Source organism: Paucibacter sp. PLA-PC-4 (assembly GCF_026241155.1).
GTDB lineage: Bacteria > Pseudomonadota > Gammaproteobacteria > Burkholderiales > Burkholderiaceae_C > Roseateles_E.
Window position 1 is genome coordinate 181508 of the sequence record NZ_JAPFGP010000003.1, and the last position, 25782, is coordinate 207289.

At 63.4% G+C, this 25782-nt stretch carries 21 protein-coding genes; 8 read left to right on the plus strand and 13 right to left on the minus strand.

The annotated features are described in order from the left end of the window. Positions 1 to 74: 74 nt before the first annotated feature. Both zwf and OOZ63_RS05865 read left to right on the plus strand, forming a co-directional pair. Positions 75 to 1514, plus strand: coding sequence for a glucose-6-phosphate dehydrogenase (gene zwf, locus OOZ63_RS05860; protein ID WP_266004488.1), 1440 nt, complete (start codon positions 75 to 77; stop codon positions 1512 to 1514). A gap of 2 nt (positions 1515 to 1516) precedes the next feature. Next, positions 1517 to 2377 carry a MurR/RpiR family transcriptional regulator gene (locus tag OOZ63_RS05865; RefSeq protein ID WP_266004714.1) on the plus strand — a complete coding sequence of 287 codons (861 nt, stop codon included), beginning with the start codon at positions 1517 to 1519 and terminating at the stop codon, positions 2375 to 2377. Here the strand turns inward: OOZ63_RS05865 and OOZ63_RS05870 are convergent, their stop codons facing one another. From OOZ63_RS05870 to OOZ63_RS05895, 6 genes are read right to left on the minus strand one after another with little or no spacing between them, the layout of a single operon-like run. Further along, complete coding sequence (locus OOZ63_RS05870) at positions 2378 to 2674, minus strand: STAS domain-containing protein (protein WP_266004489.1); 297 nt, start codon at positions 2672 to 2674, stop codon at positions 2378 to 2380. 16 nt (positions 2675 to 2690) lie between these two features. Beyond that, positions 2691 to 3341, minus strand: coding sequence for an MlaC/ttg2D family ABC transporter substrate-binding protein (locus tag OOZ63_RS05875; RefSeq protein WP_266004490.1), 651 nt, complete (start codon positions 3339 to 3341; stop codon positions 2691 to 2693). Between the two features lie 28 nt (positions 3342 to 3369). Further along, the gene (locus OOZ63_RS05880) at positions 3370 to 4137 is read right to left on the minus strand and encodes a VacJ family lipoprotein (protein WP_266004491.1); all 768 of its coding nucleotides are present in this window, start codon (positions 4135 to 4137) and stop codon (positions 3370 to 3372) included. Then, complete coding sequence (gene mlaD, locus OOZ63_RS05885) at positions 4134 to 4613, minus strand: outer membrane lipid asymmetry maintenance protein MlaD (protein WP_262971286.1); 480 nt, start codon at positions 4611 to 4613, stop codon at positions 4134 to 4136. Before mlaD ends, OOZ63_RS05880 begins: the two co-directional genes overlap by 4 nt. A 16-nt stretch (positions 4614 to 4629) precedes the next feature. Continuing rightward, on the minus strand, positions 4630 to 5403 hold the full coding sequence (gene mlaE, locus OOZ63_RS05890; RefSeq protein ID WP_266004492.1) for a lipid asymmetry maintenance ABC transporter permease subunit MlaE: 774 nt from the start codon (positions 5401 to 5403) through the stop codon (positions 4630 to 4632). Beyond that, positions 5400 to 6236 carry an ABC transporter ATP-binding protein gene (locus tag OOZ63_RS05895; protein ID WP_266004493.1) on the minus strand — a complete coding sequence of 279 codons (837 nt, stop codon included), beginning with the start codon at positions 6234 to 6236 and terminating at the stop codon, positions 5400 to 5402. Before OOZ63_RS05895 ends, mlaE begins: the two co-directional genes overlap by 4 nt. Before the next feature lie 301 nt (positions 6237 to 6537). On the opposite strand from OOZ63_RS05895, the gene OOZ63_RS05905 reads away from it, so the two are divergent. Genes OOZ63_RS05905 through OOZ63_RS05930 form a run of 6 tightly spaced genes read left to right on the plus strand, consistent with a single transcriptional unit; the run spans position 6538 to position 13654 of the window. After that, entirely contained in the window at positions 6538 to 7008 is a 471-nt protein-coding gene (locus tag OOZ63_RS05905; RefSeq protein ID WP_323055724.1) for a type IV pilin protein, read from the plus strand. Further along, positions 7002 to 7592, plus strand: coding sequence for a GspH/FimT family pseudopilin (locus OOZ63_RS05910; RefSeq protein ID WP_266004494.1), 591 nt, complete (start codon positions 7002 to 7004; stop codon positions 7590 to 7592). Before OOZ63_RS05905 ends, OOZ63_RS05910 begins: the two co-directional genes overlap by 7 nt. Then, positions 7589 to 8038: a type IV pilus modification PilV family protein gene (locus OOZ63_RS05915; protein ID WP_266004495.1), complete on the plus strand. Its 450-nt coding sequence runs from the start codon at positions 7589 to 7591 to the stop codon at positions 8036 to 8038. Before OOZ63_RS05910 ends, OOZ63_RS05915 begins: the two co-directional genes overlap by 4 nt. Continuing rightward, on the plus strand, positions 8035 to 9216 hold the full coding sequence (locus OOZ63_RS05920) for a PilW family protein (RefSeq protein WP_266004496.1): 1182 nt from the start codon (positions 8035 to 8037) through the stop codon (positions 9214 to 9216). The genes OOZ63_RS05915 and OOZ63_RS05920 overlap by 4 nt, the downstream gene beginning before the upstream one ends. After that, the gene (locus tag OOZ63_RS05925) at positions 9213 to 9845 is read left to right on the plus strand and encodes a hypothetical protein (protein WP_266004498.1); all 633 of its coding nucleotides are present in this window, start codon (positions 9213 to 9215) and stop codon (positions 9843 to 9845) included. The genes OOZ63_RS05920 and OOZ63_RS05925 overlap by 4 nt, the downstream gene beginning before the upstream one ends. Before the next feature lie 35 nt (positions 9846 to 9880). Then, entirely contained in the window at positions 9881 to 13654 is a 3774-nt protein-coding gene (locus OOZ63_RS05930) for a pilus assembly protein (protein ID WP_266004499.1), read from the plus strand. A 69-nt stretch (positions 13655 to 13723) separates the two neighbouring features. Here OOZ63_RS05930 and OOZ63_RS05935 read toward each other — a convergent pair whose 3' ends face one another. From OOZ63_RS05935 to OOZ63_RS05965, 7 genes are all read right to left on the minus strand, one after another. Continuing rightward, complete coding sequence (locus OOZ63_RS05935; protein WP_266004500.1) at positions 13724 to 15190, minus strand: glutamate synthase subunit beta; 1467 nt, start codon at positions 15188 to 15190, stop codon at positions 13724 to 13726. A 15-nt stretch (positions 15191 to 15205) separates the two neighbouring features. Next, positions 15206 to 19954: a glutamate synthase-related protein gene (locus tag OOZ63_RS05940; protein ID WP_266004501.1), complete on the minus strand. Its 4749-nt coding sequence runs from the start codon at positions 19952 to 19954 to the stop codon at positions 15206 to 15208. A 116-nt stretch (positions 19955 to 20070) separates the two neighbouring features. Next, positions 20071 to 20778 (minus strand): transposase, encoded by a 708-nt coding sequence (locus OOZ63_RS05945; protein ID WP_266004502.1) that lies wholly within the window; start codon positions 20776 to 20778, stop codon positions 20071 to 20073. 46 nt (positions 20779 to 20824) lie between these two features. After that, positions 20825 to 21952: a deoxyguanosinetriphosphate triphosphohydrolase gene (locus tag OOZ63_RS05950; protein WP_266004503.1), complete on the minus strand. Its 1128-nt coding sequence runs from the start codon at positions 21950 to 21952 to the stop codon at positions 20825 to 20827. A gap of 9 nt (positions 21953 to 21961) precedes the next feature. Further along, positions 21962 to 23062, minus strand: a complete 1101-nt coding sequence (gene aroB / locus OOZ63_RS05955; protein WP_266004505.1) for a 3-dehydroquinate synthase — start codon at positions 23060 to 23062, stop codon at positions 21962 to 21964. 38 nt (positions 23063 to 23100) lie between these two features. Continuing rightward, positions 23101 to 23640, minus strand: coding sequence for a shikimate kinase (locus tag OOZ63_RS05960; RefSeq protein WP_416234701.1), 540 nt, complete (start codon positions 23638 to 23640; stop codon positions 23101 to 23103). 41 nt (positions 23641 to 23681) lie between these two features. Continuing rightward, positions 23682 to 25730, minus strand: a complete 2049-nt coding sequence (locus OOZ63_RS05965; RefSeq protein ID WP_266004508.1) for an Ig-like domain-containing protein — start codon at positions 25728 to 25730, stop codon at positions 23682 to 23684. Positions 25731 to 25782 lie beyond the last annotated feature (52 nt).

Genomic DNA, 25782 nt, shown 5'->3' on the forward strand with positions numbered 1-25782 from the left:
CCCTGGAAGAAACTCGTGCATCATAAATCCGGTAACTTCGTTACATCAACAAAACATTCCAACAGCACGCGCGCATGTCATTCGATCTCGTTTTCTTCGGCGGTACTGGCGATCTCACATGGCGCAAGCTGATGCCGGCGCTGTTCCAGGCCTTCCGCCACGGCAAGCTGCCCGAGGGTGGCCGCATTCTGGCCGTGGCCCGTGACGACATGCCCGACGAGCGTTATCGCGAATGGCTCAAGGAACGCTTCAGAGAGGTCGACGGACCGAAGCGCCCCAGTGACGAGGAGTTCGAGCGTTTCGCCGCGCTGCTGCACTACAGGCGCATGGACCTGTCCCAGCCCGAGCACTACCAGAAGCTCAAGGACTGGTTGGACGAGCGCAATGCCGATACCGTGGTGCTCTATCTGGCCACCAGCCCGCACCTGTTCACCCAGATCTGCGAGCAACTGGGCGTGGCCGGTCTGAACCAGCCGAAGGTGCGCGTCGTGCTGGAGAAACCGCTGGGCCACGACTTGGCCAGCGCCCAGCAGATCAACAAGGTGGTGCGCTCCGTGTTCGCCGAGGAGCAGGCCTTCCGCATCGACCACTATCTCGGCAAGCCCTCAGTGCAGAATCTGATGGCGCTGCGCTTCGGCAATGCCTTCTTCGAGCCGCTGTGGCGCCGCGAGAGCATTGCCAATATCCAGATCACATTGGCCGAAGGCCTGGGCGTGGGCACGCGCGGCCCTTTTTATGACGGCACCGGCGCCCTGCGCGACATGATCCAGAACCATGCGCTGCAGCTGCTGACGATGATCGCGATGGAGCCGCCCTCGACCAATGATGCCGACGCGATCCGCGACGAGAAGCTCAAGGTGCTGCGCTCGCTCAAGCCCTTCACCCCCGAGAGCGTTGCGCGCGATGTGGTGCGCGGGCAGTACCGCGCCGGCACGGTGGACGGCAAGGCCGTGGTGTCCTACCTGGACGAGGGCAAGATCCCGGCGGACAGCACCACCGAGACCTTTGTTGCGCTGCGCACCGAGGTGCAGAACTGGCGCTGGGCCGGTGTGCCTTTTTATCTGCGCACCGGCAAGCGCCTGGCGGCGCGCGACGCGCAGATCGTCGTCAATTTCCGCCAAGTACCGCACCCGATCTTCCCTGGACCGAACCAGCCGAATCGCCTGGTCATCAAGCTGCAGCCCGAGGACGGCCTGGAGCTTCAGTTGCTGGCCACCAAGGGCAGCGGCGAGGCCCTGACTCCGGTCTCGCTGGATCTGGACTTCGACAAGGCTTTTGCAGCCAACCGCGTCGGCGCCTACGAACGCCTGCTGTTGGACGCGATTGCCGGCCGCTTGAACCTGTTCGTACGCAGCGACGAGCAGGAGCAGGCCTGGCGCTGGGTCGAGCCCATCCTGGACGCATGGAAGCGCGACAGCGCCGGTCCACGCACCTACACGGCCGGCTCCTGGGGCCCGCCGGCAGCGAGCGCGCTGGTGGCACGCGATGGCTTCTCGTGGGCGGAAGAGCAGTGAGCATTCTTGAGCGCATCAAGGCAGCGCTGCCCGCGCTTCCGCCGGCAGAGCAGCGAGTCGCCAAGCTCTTGCTGATCGACGCTCGCGCCTTCGCCAGCCTGCCGGTCAGCGAGCTGGCCGACCGGGCCCATGTCAGCAAACCGACCGTGGTCCGCTTTTGCCGCAGCGTCGGCTATGACGGATTGGCCGACTTCAAGCTCAAGCTGGCCGGCAGCGTCAACGAGGGTGTGCCCTTTGTGCACCGCGCCGTCGATGAGGACGACAAGCCAAGCGACCTGATCGTCAAGGTAGTCGACAATGCGGTGGCAGCACTGCTGCACTACCGCAATGACGCCGCCAGCCACGCCTTTGAGCGCGCCATCACCGCGCTGGCAGAGTCGGGCCGCAGTGGCCGGCGCATCGAGTTCTACGGGGTCGGTAATTCAGGCATCGTGGCCCAGGATGCGCAGCACAAGTTCTTTCGCCTGGGGGTCAACACCGCCGCGTGCAGCGACGGCCATGTGCAGCTGATGAGCGCGACCATGCTGCAAACGGGCGACTGTGCCGTCATTATCAGCAACTCGGGCCGCAGCCGCGACCTGATGGACGCGGCCGAGATCGCGCGCAAAAAAGGCGCGACCACCATCATCATCACCGCCAGCGGCTCACCGCTGGCACAGATGGGCCAGGCGCCGGGCCAGATCCTGCTGGCGGTCGATCATCCGGAAGACTTCGACCGCTACAGCCCGATGGTGTCGCGACTGCTGCATTTGATCGCAATCGACATCCTGACCACCGGCGTCGCGCTGCAATTGGGGCAGAAGCTGCGGCCCATGCTCCAGGAGATCAAGCGGAATTTGCGCAGCAAGCGCTACGCGGCGTAATCAAGACGCCACAGGCCAGAGCAGCTCGGTCACGCCATACACCCGGGCCAGCTCCTGCAGCTTGTCGGGCGCGTTGTGGATCTGCAGGCTCAAGCCCTGCTGAGAACAAAGCCGCGCAGCACCCAGCAGCAGGGTCAGTGCGGTGGAGTCAAAATGGCGTAGCTCGCCTGCATTGAGCTGCAGCGCCTTGCCTGCAGCGTTGCCGACCTGGGCTGCCTCGGCCTGCAAGCCGGCCTGAAGATGCGCCCACAGCTGGGGCGCCTCATCGAGCCGCACCGACTCGGGCAGTTTCAGCATCGAGGCAGGCATCGACTCAGGACTTGGCGGCCGGAGCGGCCGCCGCCTTCTGGTTGCGCTCAGCCAGGGTTTTGATCAGCCCGTCGATGCCATTGGCGCCGATCTCCTGCGCAAAGCTGTTGCGGTACTGATCAGCCAGCCAGATGCCCAGCACATTGACGTCGTAGATGCGCCAGACATTGCCGGTCTTCTCAAGCCGGTAGTCCAGCTGGATCGGGTCGCCGCGGCCACGCACCTCGGTGCGCACCACCACCTCGGTATCGTCCGGGCTGGCGCGCAGCGGGCGCAGCGCGATGGTCTGGTCCTTGACCTGGGTCAGCGCACCGGCGTAGGTGCGTACCAGCAGGATCTTGAACTCGTCCTGCAGGCGCTTTTGCTGCTCGGGCGTGGCCTGACGCCAGAAGCGGCCGACGGCGGAGGCAGTCATGCGCTGGAAGTTGATGTGGGGCATCACCTTTGCGTCGACCAGGGCGATGATCTTCTGCACATCGCCAGCCTGGATCGCCTTGTCGGCCTTGACGGCCTCGATGGTCTCCAGCGACAGCTGGCGGATCAACGTGTCGGCGGCGCTGGCGTCGGCCGCCCGCGCCACCAGCGGCAGCGCGCTCGCGGCAGCCAGGCCCAGGGCCAGCAGGGTGCGCATCAGGCTACGTTTGTTTGCATTCATCGATCGGGATCCTTCTTGATTCAGGGGTTCAACTTCCGGCCTGCGGATCGCTCGGCGGCTCCGGGCTGATGACCTCATACTCGTCGCCGCCATCTTCCTCAAAGCTGCCACGCCGGGTCAGGTAGGCATCGCGGATAAACGTGTACTTGTCCAGTGCGATGCCGTCCAGCATCTCACCGGCGCGCAGAAAATTCGAGCGCGCATTGACGGCTTGCAAAACGGTGATGCCGAACTGCGCATTGCCGGAGTCGAGCAGCAGCGCCGGGCTGGCGCGCCGGTCGAAAGGAAGCGCAAACGAATCGCGCACCGACGACGGACCCAGCACGGGCCAAACGATATAGGCGCCGGTGCCGGTGCCCCAGCGACCGAAGGTCTTGCCCAGATCCTCGCTATGGCGCTCCAGCCCGACCTCGGTGCTGATGTCCAGCACCCCGCCAAAACCCAGCGTGGTGTTGACTGCAAAACGCATGGTCTGCAGCACGCCGGTCTTCAGGCGCCCTTGCAGAAACAGGTTCACCGCCGACCAGGCATCGCTGACATTGCCGAAGAAATTGTCCACACCCAGACGAGCCGGCGCCGGCACGACTTCGCTATACGCGGTGGCCACGGGCTTGAGAACGTTCTCGTCGATTTTCTCGTTGAAGCCGAAGACCTTACGGTTCCAGCTCTCCCAGGGATCGAGCTTCTGGCCGGGCGAGCCCGGCCCCTTGAGACTGGCGCAACCGCCAAGGCTCAAGGCCATGATGCTCAGCAGAGCCAGCCGACGCCAGGACGCGCCGGCATGGGATTTGTTCATTGCTTCTCTCCAGCAGCACTACCCATATCGGCCGCCTTGTTATTGATGAACTGGCCGATCAGGTTTTCAAGCACAACGGCCGACTGCGTCTGGGAGATGCGGTCGCCGGCAACCAAGTTTTTCTCCTCCGCACCCGGCTCCAGGCCGATGTACTGCTCGCCCAGCAGACCCGAGGTCAGGATCTTGGCCGAACTGTCCTTTGGAAAGGCCACATTCTTGTGCAGATTCAGAACAACGCGGGCCTGAAAGGTCTTGTCATCGAACTCGATGGATTCGACCCGGCCGATCACGACACCGGCGCTCTTGACAGCCGCGCGCGGCTTCAGCCCGCCGATATTGTCAAAGCGGGCCGTCACTTGGTAGGTCTCATCAAAGTTCAGGCTCAGCAGATTGCCAGCCTTCAGCGCCAGAAACAGCAGTGCCGCAGCCCCCAGCAGCACGAAAAAACCCACCCACGCATCGCGACGAGATTGCATGCCCATCTCTCCAGAATCAAATCGAAAACATCATGGCCGTCAGCACGAAGTCCAGTGCCAGGACCGCCAGAGACGAGACCACCACGGTACGGGTGGTGGCCTGAGAAACGCCCTCGGGAGTCGGCTTGCAGGTATAGCCCTGCAGCAGCGCGACAAAGCTCACCGTGACGCCAAATACAAGGCTTTTGATCACGCCATTGCCGACATCGGCCCAGACATCGACCCCGCCCTGCATCTGAGACCAGAAGGCGCCGGCATCGATGCCGATCAGCGGTACCGCCACCAGCCAGCCGCCGATGATGCCCACCGCCGAGAACACCGCAGCCAGCAAGGGCATCGCGATCACCCCGCCCCAAAAGCGCGGCGCCAGAACCCGCTTGACCGGATCAACGGCCATCATCTCCATCGCGGTGAGTTGCTCCCCGGCCTTCATCAGCCCGATCTCGGCCGTCAGCGACGTGCCGGCACGGCCGGCAAACAGCAGCGCCGTCACCACCGGGCCCAGCTCGCGCACCAGGCTCAGCGCCACCAGCAGGCCCACCGCCTCGGCCGAGCCGTAACGCTGCAATGTGTAGTAGCCCTGCAAGGCCAGCACGAAGCCGACGAACAGGCCCGACACGCCGATAATCGATAAAGAACGGTTGCCCAGGAAGAACACCTGCTCGCGCACCAACGAAAAGCGCAGCAAGGCCTGCGGGCTGCGCGCCAGCAGCAGGAAGAACAGGCGCGCGCTCGCGCCGATATCGGCCAACGACAGCCGCACGGCACGCCCGACAGGGGCAAAAATCATCGCTGACCTCCGACACCAAAATCCTCGGCCACCGGCACCGCAGGCTGGTGGAAATGCACCGGGCCATCAGGCTGGGCGCCAACAAACTGCTGCACCAACGGGTCTTCGCTGCGCCGCAGCTCCTCCGGTGTGCCCTGCGCGACGACACGGCCATTGGCAATCATCGCCACCTGGTCCGCAATCGCAAAAGTCTCATGCAGATCATGCGAAACGATGATGCTGGTCAGGCCCAGCGCGTCGTTGAGATCGCGGATCAGCCGCGCCGCCACGCCCAGCGAGATCGGGTCCAGCCCGGCAAAGGGCTCGTCGTACAGCACCAGATCAGGGTCCAGCGCGATTGCACGCGCCAGCGCCACCCGCCGCGCCATACCGCCCGACACCTCCGAGGGCATCAGATCGCGCGAGCCACGCAATCCCACCGCGTTGAGCTTCATCAGCACCAAATCTCGGATCATCGCTTCGGGCAGCCGGGTATGCTCGCGCAATGGGAAGGCGACGTTCTCAAACACCGAAAGATCGGTGAACAGCGCGCCGAACTGAAACAACATGCCCATGCGCCGGCGAACCGCGTACAGCTGGTCCTGATTCAAGCCCGCCAGATCCTGGCCATCGAACAGCACTTGGCCTGAGATCGGCTTGATCTGCCGCCCCAGCAAGCGCAACACCGTCGTCTTGCCCCCACCCGAGGTGCCGATCAGCGCCAGCACCTTGCCACGCGGCACCCGCAGATTGACCCGCTCCAAGATGACGCGATCACCGTAGCCACAACTGACGTCGCGGAGTTCGACTAAGGGTGCGTCAGAAACTGTCGAAACCGTGTGTTGTGGAGCCATGTGGGCACAAAAAGAGGGCCCTGGGCCCAGCTTGCAAAGTCGGCATCATAGGGGAAAGTACGAGTTGCCGCTGCTGAGGGTACCGCCTTTACGTCGCCTGCAAAAGGCAGCGAACGCTCCCATGAGGAGCATTCGGCATTGAGTTTCGTTACTTCCTCTTGCAGATTCCGGACCGGTCTGAACGTGAGGCATTTCACGAAAAAACACCAACGGGCGACAAGCGTTCACACAGCCCCGACTAACGGCACCACGAGATTTCGGCGAGACGAAACAATAGGGGCACAGCCGGAGAACCAGACCCATGTCGCTCATGAACCTCAGCCGCCAAACACGCCGCCCCAAAGGCTTTACCCTGATCGAGGTGATGGTGGTGGTCGCCATCATCGGCATTCTCGCCTCGGTGGCCTACCCCGCCTACAACGACTACATCGTCCGGGGCAGTCTGGCCGACGCGAACAGCGGTCTGGCCACCATGCGAGCGCAGATGGAGCGTCACTACCAGGACAACCGCACCTACAACACCGTCGGCGCATTCACGACGCCCTGTTCAGCGGCGGAGGCGGGCCGCACGTTCGGTCGCTTTGTTGTCAGCTGTGACGGCACACCCGATGCAGCAGGCTACGTCCTGCAGGCAGTGGGCACGGGCACCGTGTCAGGCTTCACCTTCAAGGTCAATCAAGCGGATGTCAAGAGCACGACGTCTGTGCCGCCTGGCAAGGGCTACTACACCTGCGCGACCAAGTGGCTGATGAAGAAAGGCGAGGCATGCTGATGCGACAGCGCGGCTTCACAATGGTCGAATTGATGGTCACGGTCGCGCTGAGCGTGCTGCTGATGAGTCTTGCCGCGCCCTCGTTCCGCACCTGGATCAGCAACGCCAAAGTGCGCGCCGTCAGCGAATCCCTGCAATCCGGCGTGCGCCTGGCGCAGGCCGAGGCAGTGCGCCGCTACCAGCAGGTGGTCTTCTTTCGAACCGAGCAGGCCAATTGCCCCCAGGCCACAACAGCCTCGGCCACTGGTGCTGTCTGGGCCATTCGCACTGTGCCGAACGCTGGCGGTGCTGCGGCCGAAACGGTGCATTGTGGGTCGCTGGTGGAAGCTGGCTCAGGCGTCGAAGTTTCCGGCCCGACGGCCATCTGTTTCAGCTCCAACGGGCGTCTGATGGCCAATGCCGAACCCGGCGTGGGCGCTCCGGCCTGCGCCATCAATGGCGCCGCCAGCGTTTACGACATCAGCGGCGGCACCAGCGAAGGCAGCCGGCCGATGCGCGTGCGTGTCAGCCTGGGCGGCAGTGTGCGGATGTGCGACAAGTCCAAGACCTTTGCCGCAGACACACCGGAGGGATGCCCCCCATGAATTCGTACCCACACCACCGGCGGCCCCCACAACGCGGCATCGCCTTGATCGAGGTGCTGGTCGCAGCCCTGCTGATCTCCTTTGGCCTGCTGGGGCTGATATCGCTGCAGTCGCGTGCCACCCAGTTCTCGGTCGGCGCCGATGATCGCGCCCGTGCCGCGCTGCTGGCCAATGAGCTGGCATCGGAGATGTGGGGGATCGGCAACGTCAATATCGATGCCGCGACGCTGACCAAATGGAAGGCCCTGGCAGGCGATCCGACACGCTCCGGGCTGCCCAGCGGGACAGTCACGGTCAAAGATCTCGGCAACAACACCATGAGGATCACTGTGGAGTGGAGTCCACCAAAGACCAAGGACGAGTCCAAGAACCGCTACACGACCGATGTAGCCATACCCGTCATCCCGCCTGCAGCAGCACCCCCTCCACCCGCCCCAGCGCCATGAACCCGATCAAACCCAATCAAATCCTCAGGCGTCGCCTGTCGCGAGGGCTGACCTTGATCGAGTTGATGGTCGCCCTTGTCATCGGCCTGACGCTGACCCTGGCGATGACCATGATTACCGTCCGCTATGAAAGCGGCAAGCGGGTCCTGGGCACGGCCAATGACATGACGGCCAACGGCAATTTCGTCTCCTACGAGCTCGACCGACAGCTGCGCAGCGCGGGCTCAGGCTATGTCCAGGGCTGGCGAGACAACCTCGGCTGCCTGCTCCGTGTATCTCGAAATGCGCAGCAGATACTGCCTCGTCAGGCGCCCTTCCCCGCCCCCTTCGCCGCCTTGCCCCAGCAATGGCGCCTGGCCCCGGTGCTTGTCTTCCCCGGCCCCGGCGACGGCGACTCGGATGTACTTGCCATTGCGACCGGCACCTCGGGCCTAGCCGAGACGACCTCCACCGTGCTGCCCAACTCAGCCACGGCCACATCCCTGCGCATGCCCAACACCGTCGGCATGCGCGGCGGCGATCTACTGCTGGTGGCAGAACCGGGTGTGGGCTGTATGTTTCAGGAAGTCGCCAGCCCCTTCGTCGGCGGCGCCACCCAGCAGCTCGACCTGGGTGGTGTCTATGCCAGCGCCGTTGTCGACGGCCTGGCGATGGCAGACTTCGCGACGACCGGAACTGCCTCTGTGGCGGCGCTCGGCAATGTGGCCGGCAACCAGCCTTCTTTTCAGCTGCTGGGTGTGAATGCCGAATCGGCCCTCGTGTCCTACGACGTTCTGCAACTCGGTGCGCAGAACACAGTGCAGGTGATGGCCGATGGCATTGCCGCCCTCCGGGTGCTTTACGGTATCGACAGCACCCCAGCCGATGCCCCCTTTATCGTAGATCAATGGGTGGCCCCAACCGGTAATTTCGCGCCTGCCGCGCTCACTGACGGTTCGGCAGCTGCCCAGGCCCGACTGATGAGCATCATGGCGGTGCGCGTCGGCCTGGTGCTGCGAAGCGACCGAGTGGAAAAGGAGGGCGAGGAGGTCACTCCCAACAGCCTGACGCTGTTCGCCAGCATGCCGGCAGCGCTACAGCGCAAGGTCGAAATCAGCAGCCTTCAGCAGCGGCAACGGCATCGCACGGTTGAGTTCACCGTGCCTCTTCGCAACATCATGCTGACGGTACGGCCATGAAACGCTTCCAAGCCCCAAAAATCCCAGCCCGCCAGCGCGGTGTGGTCCTGATCTTCGCGCTGATCGCCCTCGTGCTGCTGCTGGTCGGTGCAGTTGCGATGATGCGCTCCATGAATGTCTCGCTGACCAATGCGGGCAATATCGGCTTCAAGCGCGACCTGACCAACCAGGGCGAGCTTGCAATGAACGAGGTGGTAACGGTGCTCAGCACCGGCGCACTCAGCAGCGAAGCCGCCCGGCTTGCGGCCAATCAGGCCGAGAACTACAGCGAGGTCATTCTGGCCACCAATGCGCAAGGCGTGCCGCTGGCCTTGCTCAGCGACGACGCCTTCAGTGCCGTCGGAGTCGCCACCAAGGACATCAAGCCGGCCGACACGGGCGTCGAGGTGCGCTACGTGATCGACCGTCTGTGCAGCGACACCGGCGCGGTCGACCCCTCCCGCTGCAGCATGGCCGGCCCGCCCCCGCCGTCCGGCGTCAGTTGGTCAGAGCGGCTGCGTGCCGAGGACAGCTCGAGCGCCGGAGCCGGCGCTGTGCCGCTGCAGGTGGTGTACCGCGTCAGCATCCGTGTCAACGGGCCGCGCGGCACCCAGTCCTTCTTCCAATCCACGTTCACGAACAGCAACTGAGCGAAGCCGTGACCGGCCGTCCGCAGGAGAGTCTCATGAAAACCAAGCCAATCAGCGCGCCGGCACGCCGGTACTGCACCGGCCTGTTGCTGCTGTCCCTGTTGAACAGCAGCTGGGCCCAGATACAGCTCGCCGACCAGCCCGTGTTCTCCTCGGTCAGCGTGCCCGGCAATATGGCACTGGCCCTGTCGGTGGAGTTCCCGACCGCGATCAGCGTGGCACACAAAGGTGCGACCTACAGCAGCGCGAACGTCTATCTGGGCTACTTCGACCCCAACAAGTGCTACGACTACACCTACAAGTTCGACGACACCACGAAGGTGGATTCGAGCTATTTTTCTCCAGTCAGTTTGGCAACTTCAAGGACCTGTAGCGGCCAATGGAGCGGCAACTACATGAACTGGGCGACGATGCAGACCATCGACCCGTTTCGGTGGGCCTTGACCGGCGGCTATCGGTCTACCGACACTAAAAACGAGACCATTCTCGAGAAAGGCTGGGCCTCGGCTCAGGGCGGCATCGGCAACTTCCCTGATCGCGCGATCAGCCCGGCGGCGAACATACCCAAGGCCACGCCGGTGAACTGGACGACGTTCAACACGAAGACCTATGGCTTGGGCAATGTCATGCGATTTACCGCGAGCGGGAATCTGGCAGGCACCAGTCCCACGCCCTACGGCTCGACCAAGACCTTGGACCCTGCAAAGGTTTACCAACTCATGGTCAGGGTCAAGGTCTGCGATCCGGCGCTGGGCGTCGAAAACATGGAGAAGAACTGCACCAAATACTCGGACGGCAATTACAAACCTACCGGGCTGATCCAGAAATACTCCGACCAGATCCGCTATAGCGCCTTTGGCTATCTCAATGATGGCGATCTCAAGCGTGACGGCGCGGTGTTGCGCGCCGCGCAGAAGTTCGTCGGGCCCACGCGGCCGGTACCCGGAGGCCAGCCCCTCGCAAACGCCAACCCCGAGTGGAATGCCGAAAACGGCGTCATGAACCATAACCCCGACGCCGCCGACGCTGCGGCGACCCAAGATGAAACCAAGGTGACCGTGAGCAATAGCGGGGTCATGAATTATCTGAACCAGTTCGGCCAGTTCAACAAGAGCTACAAGACTTATGACCCGGTGAGCGAACTGCACTATGCCGCCCTGCGCTACTTCATGAATTTGGGCAATGTGCCGGCTTGGTCGTCGATGGGCAGCGCGGGCGAGACCACCAAGAAAGCCTGGGTGGACGGGTTCCCGGTTATCACGAACTGGGTCGAGCCAATGCTCTATTCCTGCCAGAAGAACTTCATCCTGGGCATCGGTGACACCAACAGCCATGCCGACCGCAACTTGCCGGGCGCGAGCGGCGCCTCTGAGCCCAAGCAGCCCGGCGAGGTGACGGACGACAAAATGTTCAATGCGGTGACCGCCACCAACAAAGTCGGTGAACTGCAGAACTCCAACAAGTCCCTGGGCACACAGCAGAACATCGCCAATAACAATGCCGGTGCGCTGATGGCCGGCATGGCCTACTACGCCAACACCAAGGACATCCGACCAGATGAGTCGAAATGGCCGGGTCGCCAGGCCGTCCAGACCTACTGGCTGGACGTGCTGGAAACCGGGTTCAAGAATCAGAACACCAACCCTTTCTATCTGGCCACCAAGTTCGGCGGTTTCACAGTGCCCGAGGGTTTCGATCCCGATGCGCGAACCACTGCACTGCCAGAAACCTGGTGGCGTACGAATACGGACACGGTAGGGACGAATGTGCCGCGCCCGGACAACTACTTCACGGCCGATCGCCCGGACCTGATGGTGGACGGCCTGACCAAGGCCTTCGCCAGCATCGCCTCCAAGCTCAAGGCCAACACCACCACGCTGCAAACCGCCATGCCCCAGGTCACGACCAGCGGCTCGGCCAGTTTTGCGGCGCTGTTCGACGCCACCACTTGGAGCGGTGAGTTGGTCGCCTCTAAATCGACCTTCGATGAGACCTCCGGAGCACCGGTGCAAACCGAGTCCTGGAGATTCTCAGCCAAGCTGGGCAACCAGGCCAAGGGCACCGGTTGGGACGGCGGCCGGGTGATCATCACCCACGACGGTACCAAAGGCGTGCCCTTCCGGTGGACCAACCTCGCGGCAGGCCAGAAGAGTGCCCTGGACACTGCTTACCGCAGCGGTGACGACAGCGGCGACTTCGTGAACTATCTTCGCGGCGAGCGCCAGTACGAGATATCGGTAGCCACCGACACCAACAAGAAGTTCTACCGTGACCGCAGCAGTCTGGTCGGCGATATCGTGAACTCCCGTGTGCGAGTCGTGGTGGAGCCCAACGAGCGCTACTCGGATGCCACCAACCCCGGCTACAACGACTTCAAGAAGGCTTACGCCAAGCGCAAGCCCATGGTCTATGTGGGCACCAATGCCGGCATGCTGCACGGTGTAGATGCCTCATCGACCACAACCGCCGGCAACGAGGTGTTTGCCTATGTGCCCGGCGCGCTGTATGACGGCCCGAACAAAACGCCCGCCGTCAATGGCTTGCAAGCCCTGGGCAAGCCCGAGTTCACCCACTACAACTACGTCGACGGCTCGCCGGTTGTGGCCGATGTCGATCTGGCCCGTACGGGGGGCGACAAGGGCACAGAAAATTGGCGCACCCTGCTGATCGGCTCGCTGGGCAAGGGCGGCAAATCCATTTTTGCGCTCGATGTCACCAATCCGGCCGGCATGATCGATGGCACAAATCCAGAGATGAGCACCGAGCCCAATGCTGCCACCAAGGTGCTGTGGGAGTTCAAAGACGACACAAGCCTGGGCTACACGTATGGCGAACCGGCCCTGGTCAAGACCCGCAAGCATGGCTGGGTGGTGATCTTTGGCTCTGGCTACAACAACGAAGACGGCAAGGGCTATCTCTTCGTCCTGAACGCAAAAACCGGCGCAAAAATCGCCAAGATTCCGACGAGCGGCGGCAAGGTTGAGGGCGACAAAGCAACGCCGCTGGGCTTGGCCCATGTGCAGGCCTACATACCGGATCTGACCGACAACACCGTCGAGACCGTCTATGCCGGCGACCTGCATGGCCAGGTGTGGCGTTTTGATCTGACCGACAAAGACGGCAATTTTCCGCCCGGGCAGTATTTCGCGCTGCTGGAGGACTCTGCCGGCAAGCCCTTGCCCATCACCTCACGACCCCTGGTTGTGATACAGCCCAAGACCAACAGGCGCTATGTCACGGTGGGCACCGGCCGCTTGCTGCACAGCACCGATAGCGGCAACACCCAGGGTCAGCGCTTTTACGCCATCATTGACGGCGTCGGCGTGCGCCACAATAAGCCGGAGGACCTACCGGCAGGCATCAGTTTCCCGATAGGCAATGCCAAACTCAGGCAGCTGACCGATCTGACACAAGAGATCGTGCTGGACCTGAAGAGCGAAATCGGCTGGTATGTGGACCTGGGTCGCCTGGGCGCTGGCGCCGGCTGGCGGGTCATCTCGGACCCAGCCTCATTCAACGGCATCGTAGCCTTCGCGGCCATGGTGCCATCCTCGGCCGACGCCTGCGCGCCGTCGGGCAGCAGCCGGGTCTATGCGATCGATCTGGGCAGGGGCCAGTCGACGTTCGAGCCCAATAACAAGACCTTCATCGATCTGGCGGGTGTTGTGACCGATCTGCGCTTTTACAGCGTGAGTGGCAAGCCCAGGCTGCTGGCAGGCACGGACACGGGCAAGATCTCCCCGCTGCCCGGCAAGTACAGCGGAAGCACCGGTCTGAGGCGTCTGAACTGGCGCCAAATCAAAGAATAAGCAACTCCAATTGCAAAGCGCCGGCATCAAGCCGGCGCTTTGTCGTTGGGGGCTCGGCTACAACGCTTCTCAGCGCGGCAACTCGCTCTCCCCCATCAGGAACTCATCGACCGCCCGCGCTGCCTGGCGGCCTTCGCGGATGGCCCAGACGACCAGGCTCTGGCCGCGGCGCATGTCGCCGGCGGCAAAGACTTTGGGCACATTGGTCTGGTAGCCGCCGGTGAAATCGACGGTAGCCTTGGCATTGCCGCGGTTGTCCTTGGCCACGCCGAAGGCGTCCAGCACGGTGGCGACCGGAGCCACGAAACCCATCGCAAGGAATACAAGATCGGCCTTCAGCACCTGCTCGGAGCCGGCCACCTCGACCATCTTGCCCCCCTGCCACTCGACGCGTACCGTCTTCACACCCGTGACTTTGCCCTTCTCGCCCAGGAACTCCTTGGTCGCGATCGCGAACTCGCGCTCGCAGCCTTCTTCGTGGCTTGACGAAGTGCGCAGCTTGATCGGCCAGTAAGGCCAGGTCAGCGGGCGATCCTCGACCTCAGGGGGCTGGGGCATCAGCTCGAATTGGGTGACGCTCTTGGCGCCGTGGCGGTTGCTCGTTCCCACGCAATCGCTGCCGGTGTCGCCGCCGCCGATCACGATCACGTGCTTGCCGTCGGCGCGGATCTGACCCTTGAGCTTGTCACCGGCATTGACTTTGTTTTGTTGCGGCAAAAACTCCATCGCGTAGTGGATGCCAGACAGCTCGCGGCCCGGCACCGGCAAATCGCGCGAGGTCTCGGCGCCGCCGGCCAACAACACCGCATCAAACTGGCTTCTCAGCTCGTCCGGGCTGATGCTCTCCTTGGCCCAGTTGGTGATCTTGCTGTCGGCCGGCAGCTCGGCCACCAGCACGCCGGTACGGAACACCACACCCTCGGCCTGCATCTGCTTGACGCGGCGGTCGATGTGGGACTTCTCCATCTTGAAGTCGGGGATGCCGTAGCGCAGCAAGCCACCCACACGGTCGTTCTTCTCGAACACCGTCACCGCGTGCCCGGCGCGTGCCAATTGCTGGGCCGCCGCCAAGCCGGCAGGTCCGGAGCCGACCACGGCCACGCTCTTGCCGGTCTGGGTCTTGGGCGGCTGCGGCTTGACCCAGTCCTCTTCCCAGGCGCGGTCGATGATGGCGTGCTCGATGGACTTGATGCCCACCGCGTCGTCGTTGACGTTCAGCGTGCAGGCCGCCTCGCAGGGCGCGGGGCAGATGCGGCCGGTGAACTCGGGGAAGTTGTTGGTGCTGTGCAGCACGGTGATGGCGTTGCGCCAATCACCGCGGTACACCAGATCATTGAAGTCCGGAATGATGTTGTTGACCGGGCAGCCGCTGTTGCAAAAGGGCGTGCCGCAGTCCATGCAGCGTGCGCTCTGGATCTTGGCCTGGTCGGCATTCAGGCCGATGACGAATTCCTTGTAACCCTTGACGCGAGTGGCGACAGGCTCATAGCCCTCTTCCAGACGCTCGTATTCCATGAAGCCGGTGACTTTTCCCATGACTTGCTTTCTCTCTTAAACCTTGGCAGCCGAGGCAGGCGCCTTGGCGTGAGCGATGGTGTCGGCAGCCTCCTTGGCTGCATGGATTTCACCCAGCGCACGGCGGTACTCGTGCGGGAAGACCTTGACGAACTTGGCGCGCGAAGCGGCCCAGTTGTCCAGGATGTCGCGGGCGCGCTGGCTGCCAGTCCAGCGGTGGTGATCCTCAATCATCTTCTTCAGGATCGCCTCGTCGGCCTGTTGCTCGGCGCCGGCCAGGTGGTGCCAGATCGCGCGCTCCAGCGTGGCTTCCTGTTCTGCGGCGGGCAGCACCTTGTCCAGGGCCACCATGGCCGGGTTGCAGCGGCCAGCGAACTCGCCGTCTTCGTCATAGACATAGGCGATACCGCCGCTCATGCCGGCCGCGAAGTTGCGGCCGGTCTTGCCCAGCACCACGACAGTGCCGCCGGTCATGTACTCGCAGCCGTGATCGCCGGTGCCCTCGACCACCGCCGAGGCGCCTGACAGCCGCACCGCGAAGCGCTCGCCGGCCACGCCGCGGAAGAAGGCCTCGCCGCGGGTCGCACCGTAGAGCACGGTGTTGCCGACGATGATGTTCTTGGTGGCGTCGCCGCGGAAGTCAATGCTGGGGCGCACGACAACGCGGCCGCCGGACAGACCCTTGCCGGTGTAGTCGTTGGCGTCGCCGATCAGATAGAAGGTGATGCCCTGCGCCAAGAACGCGCCGAAGCTCTGGCCGCCGGTGCCCTCCATCTGGATGAAGATGGTCTGATCCGGCAGGCCCTCGGGCTTGCGGCGGATCAGCTCGCCGGACAGCATCGCACCCACGGTGCGGCGCACATTGCTGACCTGTTGCATGAACTGCACCTTCTCACCGCGCTCGAAGGCGGGCAAGCACTTCTCGATCAGCTTGACGTCCAGCGCGCGGTCCAGGCCGTGGTCCTGCGTGTCGTTGTGGATGCGAGCCACTTCGGGCGGCATCACCGGCCGGTGGAACACGCGGGCGAAGTCCAGGCCCTTGGCCTTCCAGTGCGTGATGCCCTTCTTGGTGTCCAGCAGGTCGCTGCGGCCGATCAGCTCGTCGAACTTGCGCAGACCCAGCTGGGCCATGATCTGGCGCGCTTCTTCAGCGACGAAGAAGAAATAGTTGACGACATGCTCTGGCTTGCCGGTGAACTTGGCGCGCAGCAGCGGGTCCTGTGTGGCCACGCCGACCGGGCAGGTGTTCAGATGGCATTTGCGCATCATGATGCAGCCTTCCGCTACCAGCGGCGCAGTCGCGAAGCCGAATTCGTCTGCGCCCAGCAGCGCACCGATCACGACATCACGGCCGGTCTTCATCTGGCCGTCGGCTTGCACGCGCACGCGGCCGCGAAGACGGTTCAGCACCAGGGTCTGCTGCGCCTCAGCCAAGCCCAGCTCCCAGGGCGTGCCGCAATGCTTGATCGAGCTCCAGGGCGAGGCGCCGGTGCCGCCGTCATGGCCAGCGATCACGATGTGATCGGCCTTGGCCTTGGCCACGCCGGTCGCAATCGTGCCCACACCCACTTCGGACACCAGCTTGACCGACACATCGGCGCGAGGGTTGACGTTCTTCAGATCATGGATCAGCTGGGCCAAGTCCTCGATCGAGTAGATGTCATGGTGCGGCGGCGGCGAGATCAGGCCGACGCCAGGCACCGAGTAGCGCAGCATGCCGATGTAGTCGGTTACCTTGCCGCCGGGCAGCTGGCCGCCTTCACCGGGCTTGGCGCCCTGGGCCATCTTGATCTGTATCTGATCGGCGCTGACCAGATACTCGGTCGTGACACCGAAACGGCCGGACGCGACCTGCTTGATCTTGGAGCGCAGGCTGTCGCCTTCCTTCAACTCGTAGTCGACCGCGATGACCTTGTTGCCGATCACATCGCTGACCTTGGTGCCGGCGGTGATCTTGATGCCCTTGAGCTCATTGCGATAGCGCGCCGGATCCTCGCCGCCCTCGCCGGTATTGCTCTTGCCGCCGATGCGGTTCATCGCGACGGCCAAGGTCGCATGGGCTTCGGTGCTGATGGAGCCCAGCGACATCGCACCGGTGGCGAAGCGCTTGACGATCTCGGCCGCCGGCTCCACCTCGTCCAGCGGGATCGCCTTGCTCGGGTCGATCTTGAATTCGAACAGGCCGCGCAAGGTCATGTGGCGCTTGCTCTGGTCGTTGATCAGCTGGGCGTATTCCTTGTACGTCTCGAATTTGCCGGAGCGCGCGCTGTGCTGCAGCTTGGCGATCGCGTCGGGGGTCCACATATGCTCTTCGCCGCGGGCGCGCCAGGCATACTCGCCGCCGGCGTCCAGCATGGTTTCCAGCACCGGGTCGTCCCCGAAGGCGGCCTTGTGCAGGCGGATCGATTCCTCGGCCACCTCGAACACGCCGATGCCGCCGACCTGGGTGGCGGTGCCGCGGAAATACTTCTCGACGAAGTCCTTCTTCAAGCCGATGGCCTCGAAGATCTGCGCCCCGCAGTAGGACATGTACGTCGAGATGCCCATCTTGGACATGATCTTCGACAGGCCCTTGCCGACCGCCTTGATGTAGTTGTAGACCGCCTTGTCGGCGCTCAGATTGCCCGGCAGCTCGGCATGCATGCTGCTGAGCGTCTCCAGCGCCAGATAGGGGTGAACGGCCTCGGCGCCGAAACCTGCCAGCACCGCGAAGTGGTGCACCTCGCGCGCCGTGCCGGTCTCGACCACCAGGCCGGCGGTCGTACGCAGGCCCTCGCGCACCAGATGGTGGTGCACAGCGGACAGGGCCAGCAACGCGGGGATGGCGACGCGGCCGGCACTCAGGTGCCGGTCCGAGATGATCAGGATGTTGTGGCCGCTCTTGATCGCGTCCACGGTCTCGGCGCACAGCGAGGCCAGTTGCGCCTCAACACCTTCATGGCCCCAGGCCAGCGGGTAGGTGATGTCCAACTCGTAGGACTTGAACTTGCCGTTGGTGTGGGACTCGATGCCGCGCAAACGCGCCATGTCCTTGAAGTCCAGGATGGGCTGCGAAACTTCCAGCCGCATCGGCGGGTTCACCGCATTGATGTCCAGCAAGTTGGGCTTGGGCCCGACAAAGCTGTTCAAGCTCATCACGATGTTCTCGCGGATCGGGTCGATCGGCGGGTTCGTGACCTGGGCGAACAGCTGCTTGAAGTAGTTGTACAGCGGCTTGTTCTTGCTCGACAGCACGGCCAGCGGCGAGTCATTGCCCATCGAGCCGATGCCCTCCTCGCCATTGGTGGCCATCGGCGCCATCAGGAACTTGATGTCTTCCTGAGTGAAGCCGAAAGCCTGTTGGCGCTCCAGCAGCGCCGTCTCGAAAACCACGGGCTTGACCTCGGCCACTTCGATGTCGTCGAGCTTGACGCGGACGTTGTCGATCCACTGGCGGTAGGGCCGCGCGTTGGCGTACTGGTTCTTCAGTTCCTCGTCATCGACGATGCGGCCCTGCTCCAGGTCGATCAGGAACATCTTGCCCGGCTGCAGGCGCCACTTCTTGACCACCTTGCCCTCGGCAATGGGCAGGACGCCGGACTCGGAGGCGAGGATGACCAGATCGTCGTCGGTGACCCAGTAGCGGGCGGGGCGCAGGCCATTGCGATCCAGTGCGGCGCAGACCTGCCGGCCATCGGTGAAGACCATCGCGGCTGGGCCGTCCCAGGGCTCCATCATCGCCGCGTGATATTCGTAGAAGGCGCGGCGGCGCGGGTCCATCAGCTCGTGCTGTTCCCAGGCTTCGGGGATCATCATCATCGCTGCGTGAGCCAGCGGGTAACCGCTCATCGTCAGCAGCTCGATCGCGTTGTCGAAGGTGGCCGTGTCGGACTGGTGCTCGAAGCTGATCGGGTAGAGCTTCTTCAGGTCGTCGCCCAGCACCGGCGACTTCATCACGCCCTCGCGGGCACGCATCCAGTTGAAGTTGCCCTTGACGGTATTGATTTCGCCGTTGTGCGCGACCATCCGGTACGGGTGGGCCAGCGGCCACTCGGGGAAGGTGTTGGTCGAGAAGCGCTGGTGCACCAGCGCGATGGCCGAGACCACGCGCGGGTCGGCCAGGTCCTTGTAGTAGCTGCCCACCTGGTCGGCCAGCAGCAGGCCCTTGTAGATCACGGTGCGACAGCTCATGCTGGGCACGTAGTACTCGCGGCTGTGGGTCAGCTTCAGTGCCTGAATCGCGCTCGACGCGGTCTTGCGGATCACATAGAGCTTGCGCTCCAGCGCGTCGGGCACGATCACATCGGTGCCGCGGCCGATGAAGATCTGCCGGATGATAGGCTCTTTCTCGCGCACCGTCGGCGACATCGGCATCTCACGGTTCACCGGCACATCGCGCCAGCCCAGCAAGACCTGACCCTCGGCCTTGATCGCACGGGCCAGCTCCTGCTCGCAGGCCAGGCGCGATGCATGCTCCTTGGGCAGGAAAACCATGCCGACGCCGTACTCGCCCGGGGGCGGCAGCGTGATGCCCTGCTGGGCCATCTCGGCGCGGTAGTAGTCATCCGGAATCTGGATGAGGATGCCGGCGCCATCTCCCATGAGCTTGTCGGCACCGACGGCGCCGCGATGGTCGAGGTTCTCTAGGATCTTCAGACCCTGCTGAACGATGGAGTGGGCCTTGAGCCCCTTGATGTGGGCGACGAATCCGAGGCCGCAGGCGTCCTTTTCGTTCGACGGGCGATACAAGCCATGTTCGGCCAGGTCTTGGATTTCGGCTTGTTGCAACTCTGTGGCCTTGGTCATGGCTCTCTCCACGCTATCAGCAATGGCGCGAAGCGTACTGCGCCGCAGCAAAACCATCAAGTCCGATTAAATAGGGTCAGAGTAATTTAACAAGCCATCGAATCAAATCTCGGCAATTAATTAGGGACAGAGTCAGCGGCATGCTTTCGCGGGCGCCCCCGGCTTCGGGGCGCCATCGGGCGGTCGATCTGAGCAGCAAGCCCTTGCAAGAAGCCTGCCGAGCCCAGTGGCCAGCCTTTCAGGGCCGAGGCCGTCACTGCGCCGACCTCTTCGTCGCTGAGGCCCTGCTCCAGCAGTTCGCGGTAGGCCGCCTCACGCTCGAAAGGCGTGTTGCCCAGCGCCCAGTACATTGGATGCTCGGTGACCAGCGGATCGCGTCGGCGCCCCAGGTGGTGGGCGCAGCTGGACCAGAGGTAAGCGCCGGCATCACCCCACGTACCGGCTCGCAGCGGATTGAGCTCGATGTAGCGCGCGCAGGTGAGCAAATAGCGTTCGCCCTCGATCAGCGCTGCTCGAAAGCGTCCTTCCCACAGCGTGCCGCTGCGCCCGTGGCGATGGTTGAACCAGCCCACATAGCGTCGCCCCAGTGACTGCATCATGCGGCTCAAGCCATCCACTTGCTGCGGTGTGACCAGCAGATGCACATGGTTGTCCATCAGCACATAGGCATGGATCGCAACCTGATGGGTGAGCGCAGACTCCCGCAGGGTGGCAAGGAAGTACTCCCGGTCCTTGTCATCAATGAAGATGGCCTGGCGGTTGTTGCCGCGCTGAATGATGTGGTGCGGCAGGCCGGGCAGCACCAGGCGAGGAAGTCGGGCCATGAGATCAAGCAGTTAATGGAACCTGACCCCATTATGAATGGCCAGATCAGAACAGCTGCTTGCCGGTCAGGCGCTGGTGCTCGCGCAGTGCAAAACGATCGGTCATGCCGGCGATGTAGTCAGCACAGGCGCGGTGGGCGTCGTCCGTCTGCGAACGGTCGGCGGGCAGCTGGGTGCTGTCGTTGATGTAGATCTCGAACAGCTCGCGCAGCACCTGCTCGGCGCGCAGCCTCGTCTCCTGCACCTGCGGGTGGCGGTACAGCTTGGCGAAGAGAAAGCGTTTGAGCTCGGTGCTGGCGGCGCGCATCTCAGGGCTGAAGCTCACCAGCGGAGCCTGCGAACGCACGGCCTCGACGTCGGCCGGCGCCGCCGCATCCAAGGCGGTCTGACTCGCCTTGATGATGTCGTAGACCTGCTCCGACAGCATCCGGCGTATGGTTTCGAACAGCAGGCGCTTTCCCTTGAGTTGAGCAAACTCGGCGAGTGCCTGGCGCAGATAGCGCTGCACCAGCGGCACCTCCTCGAGTTGCTCCAGCTCGATCAAGCCGGATCGCACCCCGTCGTCGATATCGTGGGCGTTGTACGCCACCTCGTCGGCCAGATTACAGAGCTGGGCTTCGAGGCCGGGCTGCTGCCCGCAAAGAAAACGCGCCGCTACACCGCCCGGCTCGGCCACCTCCAGCAACTGCGCATTGCGCTTGCTGCAGTGCTTCAGAATGCCCTCGCGGGTCTCGAAGCTCAGGTTCAGCCCGTCGAAGGCCGGGTAGCGCTGCTCGAGCCGGTCGACCACACGCAGGCTCTGCAGATTGTGTTCAAAGCCACCATGCCCGCGCATGCATTCGTCCAGCACGTCCTGGCCCGCATGGCCGAAAGGCGTGTGCCCCAGATCGTGCGCCAGCGCGATCGCCTCGACCAGATCCTCATCCAGTTGCAAGGTACGGGCAATCGAGCGTCCGAGCTGCGCCACCTCCAGCGAATGCGTCAGCCGCGTGCGGAACAGATCGCCCTCGTGATTCAGGAAGACCTGGGTCTTGTAGACCAGGCGCCGGAACGCGGTGCTGTGGACGATGCGGTCACGGTCGCGCTGGTACTCACTTCGGGTCGGGGCCGGCGGCTCGGCAAAACGCCGGCCCCGGCTGTTGAGGGGGTCACAGGCGTAGCGGGCGAGCGGCATCGCGAAGGCTCAGGCAGCGTTGGCTTCTAACACCTCGGCCACCAGCGAATCCGGTGCACCGCGCATGCCGGCCTTGCCCAAGCCTTCGATCAGGACAAAGCGGATCTCGCCGCCCTCGCTCTTCTTGTCCACCCTCATAAGCTCCAGGTAGCGGGCGGCGCCCAGGCGTGGCGCCCGCACCGGCAGGCCGGCCGCCGCGATCAGGCGGCGCATGCGCGCGAGGAACTCAGGCGGCATCAGACCCAAGCGCACTGACAAATCGCTGGCCAGCACCATGCCGCAGCCGACGCCCTCGCCATGCAGCCATTCGCCATAGCCCAAGCCGGTTTCGATGGCATGGCCAAAGGTGTGACCGAAATTCAGGATGGCGCGCAGGCCCTGCTCGCGCTCGTCCTGGCCCACGACCCAGGCCTTGATCTCGCAACTGCGCTTGACCGCATAGGCCAGCGCCGCTTTGTCGCGCGCCAGCAGCGCGCCCAGATTGGCCTCGATCCAGTCGAGGAAGTCGGGGTCCGCGATAGGCCCGTACTTGATGACTTCGGCCAGGCCTGCAGCCAGCTCGCGGGACGGCAGGCTATCGAGCGTGTCCAAGTCCGCAATCACGCGGGCCGGCTGATAGAAGGCGCCAAGCATGTTCTTGCCCAGCGGATGGTTGATCGCAGTTTTGCCGCCGACTGAGGAGTCGACCTGGGCAAGCAAGGTAGTGGGCACCTGCACAAAGGGTACGCCGCGCATGTAAATGGCGGCAGCAAAGCCGGTCATGTCGCCGACCACGCCACCGCCCAGCGCAAACAGCACGGTCTTGCGGTCCGAAGCGCTGCCCAGCAGGTGGTCGACAATCTGATTCATCGTCGGCCAGTCCTTGTGCTGCTCGCCATCCGGCAGGACCACGGCATCGACCCGGCCGTAGTGAGCCAGCAGGCGGATGCGCAGCCGCTCCAGATAGAGCGGCGCGACCGTCTCGTTGCTGACGATCAGGGCCACCGCAGCCCGGGGCAAGCCTTGCCAGGTGGCCGGATCATCCAGCAGTTGCGGCCCGATCAGTATGTCGTAGCTGCGCTCGGCCAGCGCGATGGATACCGTGGAGGGGGAACAGCGATCACTACTCATAAGCAGCGAGTGTACGGGCGTGCCGCAGCGCTGTTTGTTCAGCAACGCTCCGCGCCCACCGTCGCCGCGACTCGAGCTGGATCCACCAAACCGGCCAGTTCCAGCTGCATCAAGATCATGTTGACCAAGGCATGCACCGAAGGCCGGCCGGTTTCCAAGACGAAATGCGCCGTGCGCCGGTACAGGGGATCTCGCTGGGCATAGAGCTCGCGCAGCTTCTTCAAGGGGTCCTTGACCTGCAGCAGCGGGCGCTGCGTGTCGTGGCGCAGGCGGCGAAAGAGCTCCTCAGGGGAGGAGCGCAAGTAGACCACCGTGGCGCGTCGATGCAGCACCTCTCGGTTGGCCTCGCGCAGCACCGCCCCACCACCGGTGGCCAGCACCATGTCTTGCGGGCTGCTGAGCAGCTCGGCAATGACCTCGGACTCAACATCTCTGAATCTCTCTTCGCCGTGCTGGTCAAAGAAACTGCGGATGCTCTGGCCCAGGCGGCTTTCGATTTCAGCATCGGAGTCCACACAAGCCACGCCCAATTGCCGAGCCAGCTGGCGTCCGACGGTGGACTTGCCACCGCCGGGCATGCCGACAAGAGCAACTACAAAGGACAAGACAGTTCGCCCATTCAGTTCGGGCTGGCGCAGTTGCCGGTAGTGCCGTAGGGGCTGAGCACAAACGGCGGAGCGCCCTCCTGCGTCAAGATATCGGCGGGCACGATAAGCAGCCGCGCAGTGCCCTTGAGCGTCCCAACCGTGTCGCCCTCAGCAGCCAACCGGCCAGTCCAGGCGGGCGGGCTCACGACCCCGGAGGCACTGACCCGGATCGAGAACTCGACCCAAGAACCAAAGCTCTGCGCATACTCGATTCGCAATGTCGCCATGCCGGCAGCGTTGGTCCTCGTCGAGCCGACAAAGCTGATGGACACGTCCGACTTTCGCGGATCCAGCTGACCGCTGCCGTTGACGTCCTCACCCGTCTCTATCGTTCCGTTCCGATAACCGACACCGACCGCATTGTCTTCGTTGATACAAGCGGCAAGCTCATTCTTCACCCAGGTGGATCCAACACGGTTCCAGAAGCCCTTGCGATAGGTCGGCAGGTCCAGCACAGCGGCCAGTTGGGCATCGGGCCTCGGGTTACCGGCCGCATCGACAACCAGCACAGTGAAGTCATGCGCGTACGTGTTTTGGTTGACGATCACCAGGTTGTTGGAGCCGATAGAGACCGACACCGCTTCCTCGACCACGGTCAGCGACACAGTACGCAGTCTTTCAGCTGGGCAAGCGGCAATCTGTTCAACCGCATCTGTCTTGCCGAAGCATGCGTAGATCTTCAATTGCTCGGTCGGGCTGGAGCGTCGGCCAGCGATAAAACTGGAAACTGCCACACCGTTTGCATCGGCCACGATCACCTTATCCTTGCCCGAACTGATGTCGCCATCGGTACCGGAGACATTCGCACCGAAACCAAGACGCACACGAACGTTAGGCACCGGTTCGTTCTTGTCACTACGGAACAGCAGCCGCAACTCCGAACGGTTGCTGGTGCTGCCCACCTGGTTCACACTGACCACCACCGGCGAGGCCGTGAACGTGGCCGACGCAATCATCGTTCCTGCCGGCACATCAGAGACGCTGGCGTCGATCTGCACGGTGCTTTCCAGTCGCACGCCCCCTGGTGCTTCCGACGCGATCAAGGTCGGGCCTGTGCCTGCAGCAACATAGGAATAAATGTACTTTCCCTGCGCATTGGTCTTGCCTGCACCGCTCGAGGTCCCCGGGCCCGACACAGTGATGTCAACATTCGCCATCGGATTCGAGCCCGAATCCGTCAGGGTGTACTCCACCTGCCCTGGAGAACCGGTCGTCAGTGTTGCCGGCAGCAAAGTCGCCGTCAAACGGGACCCGGTCACAATAAAGCTGGCCTCGCGAGAAAGGGCCCCAATATTGGCCGTGATTTTGATCGTGCGATTGGTGCGATTGGCCCCAATCCGAACCGAAGCTTTGGCCTGACCGTTGACATCGGTCGTCCCATTGCCCACGACGATGACCGCGCCAATGTCGTCAGCCACAAACCTCACGGGCAGACCTGGCACTGCGTTTCGTGCAGAGTCGACGGCCGTAACGGTCACCTCAACCGGGTCTGTACCGGTGTTCGTAACGTTCGTGCGGCTCAGTTCGATCGACATGTCGTTGGCCACGGGAACGACCACAACTGCATCGACGACGTTCAAAGTAACGCTCTTTTCGATCGTGCCGCTGACAGCTTTCAAGGAAATGCTGCGGTTGCCTTTCCCGCTTCCCAAAGACACCTGAGCAGTAAGCTGGCCCGTCGTCGCATCGGTGACGGCAGGAGCGCCTGTCAAGAACGCCGTATTTAAGGGATCAACCACCTGCAGGCTCACGGGCACACCGCCCGTCGCATTGCGAGCAGCGTCCAAAGAGGTGACCGTCAGTGTCGCCTGCTGACTGCCATCGTTGGCAACTGTTTCAGGACTCAACTGCAAGGCAAGATCTGCGACCCTAGATACAGGGGGAGTCGTCCCGTCGCCGCCTCCGACCACCGGATCACCCGAAGCCCCGCCACCACCACCACAGGCGCCGAGCAGCGCCGTCAGGCCGAGCGCCATGGCATAGCGCCACACGCTCGACTTCAGTACTTTGAAACTTGTCATTCGGTCACTCCTTATATACCGCCCCTCACATGGAGGACACGGCCTTCTCCCT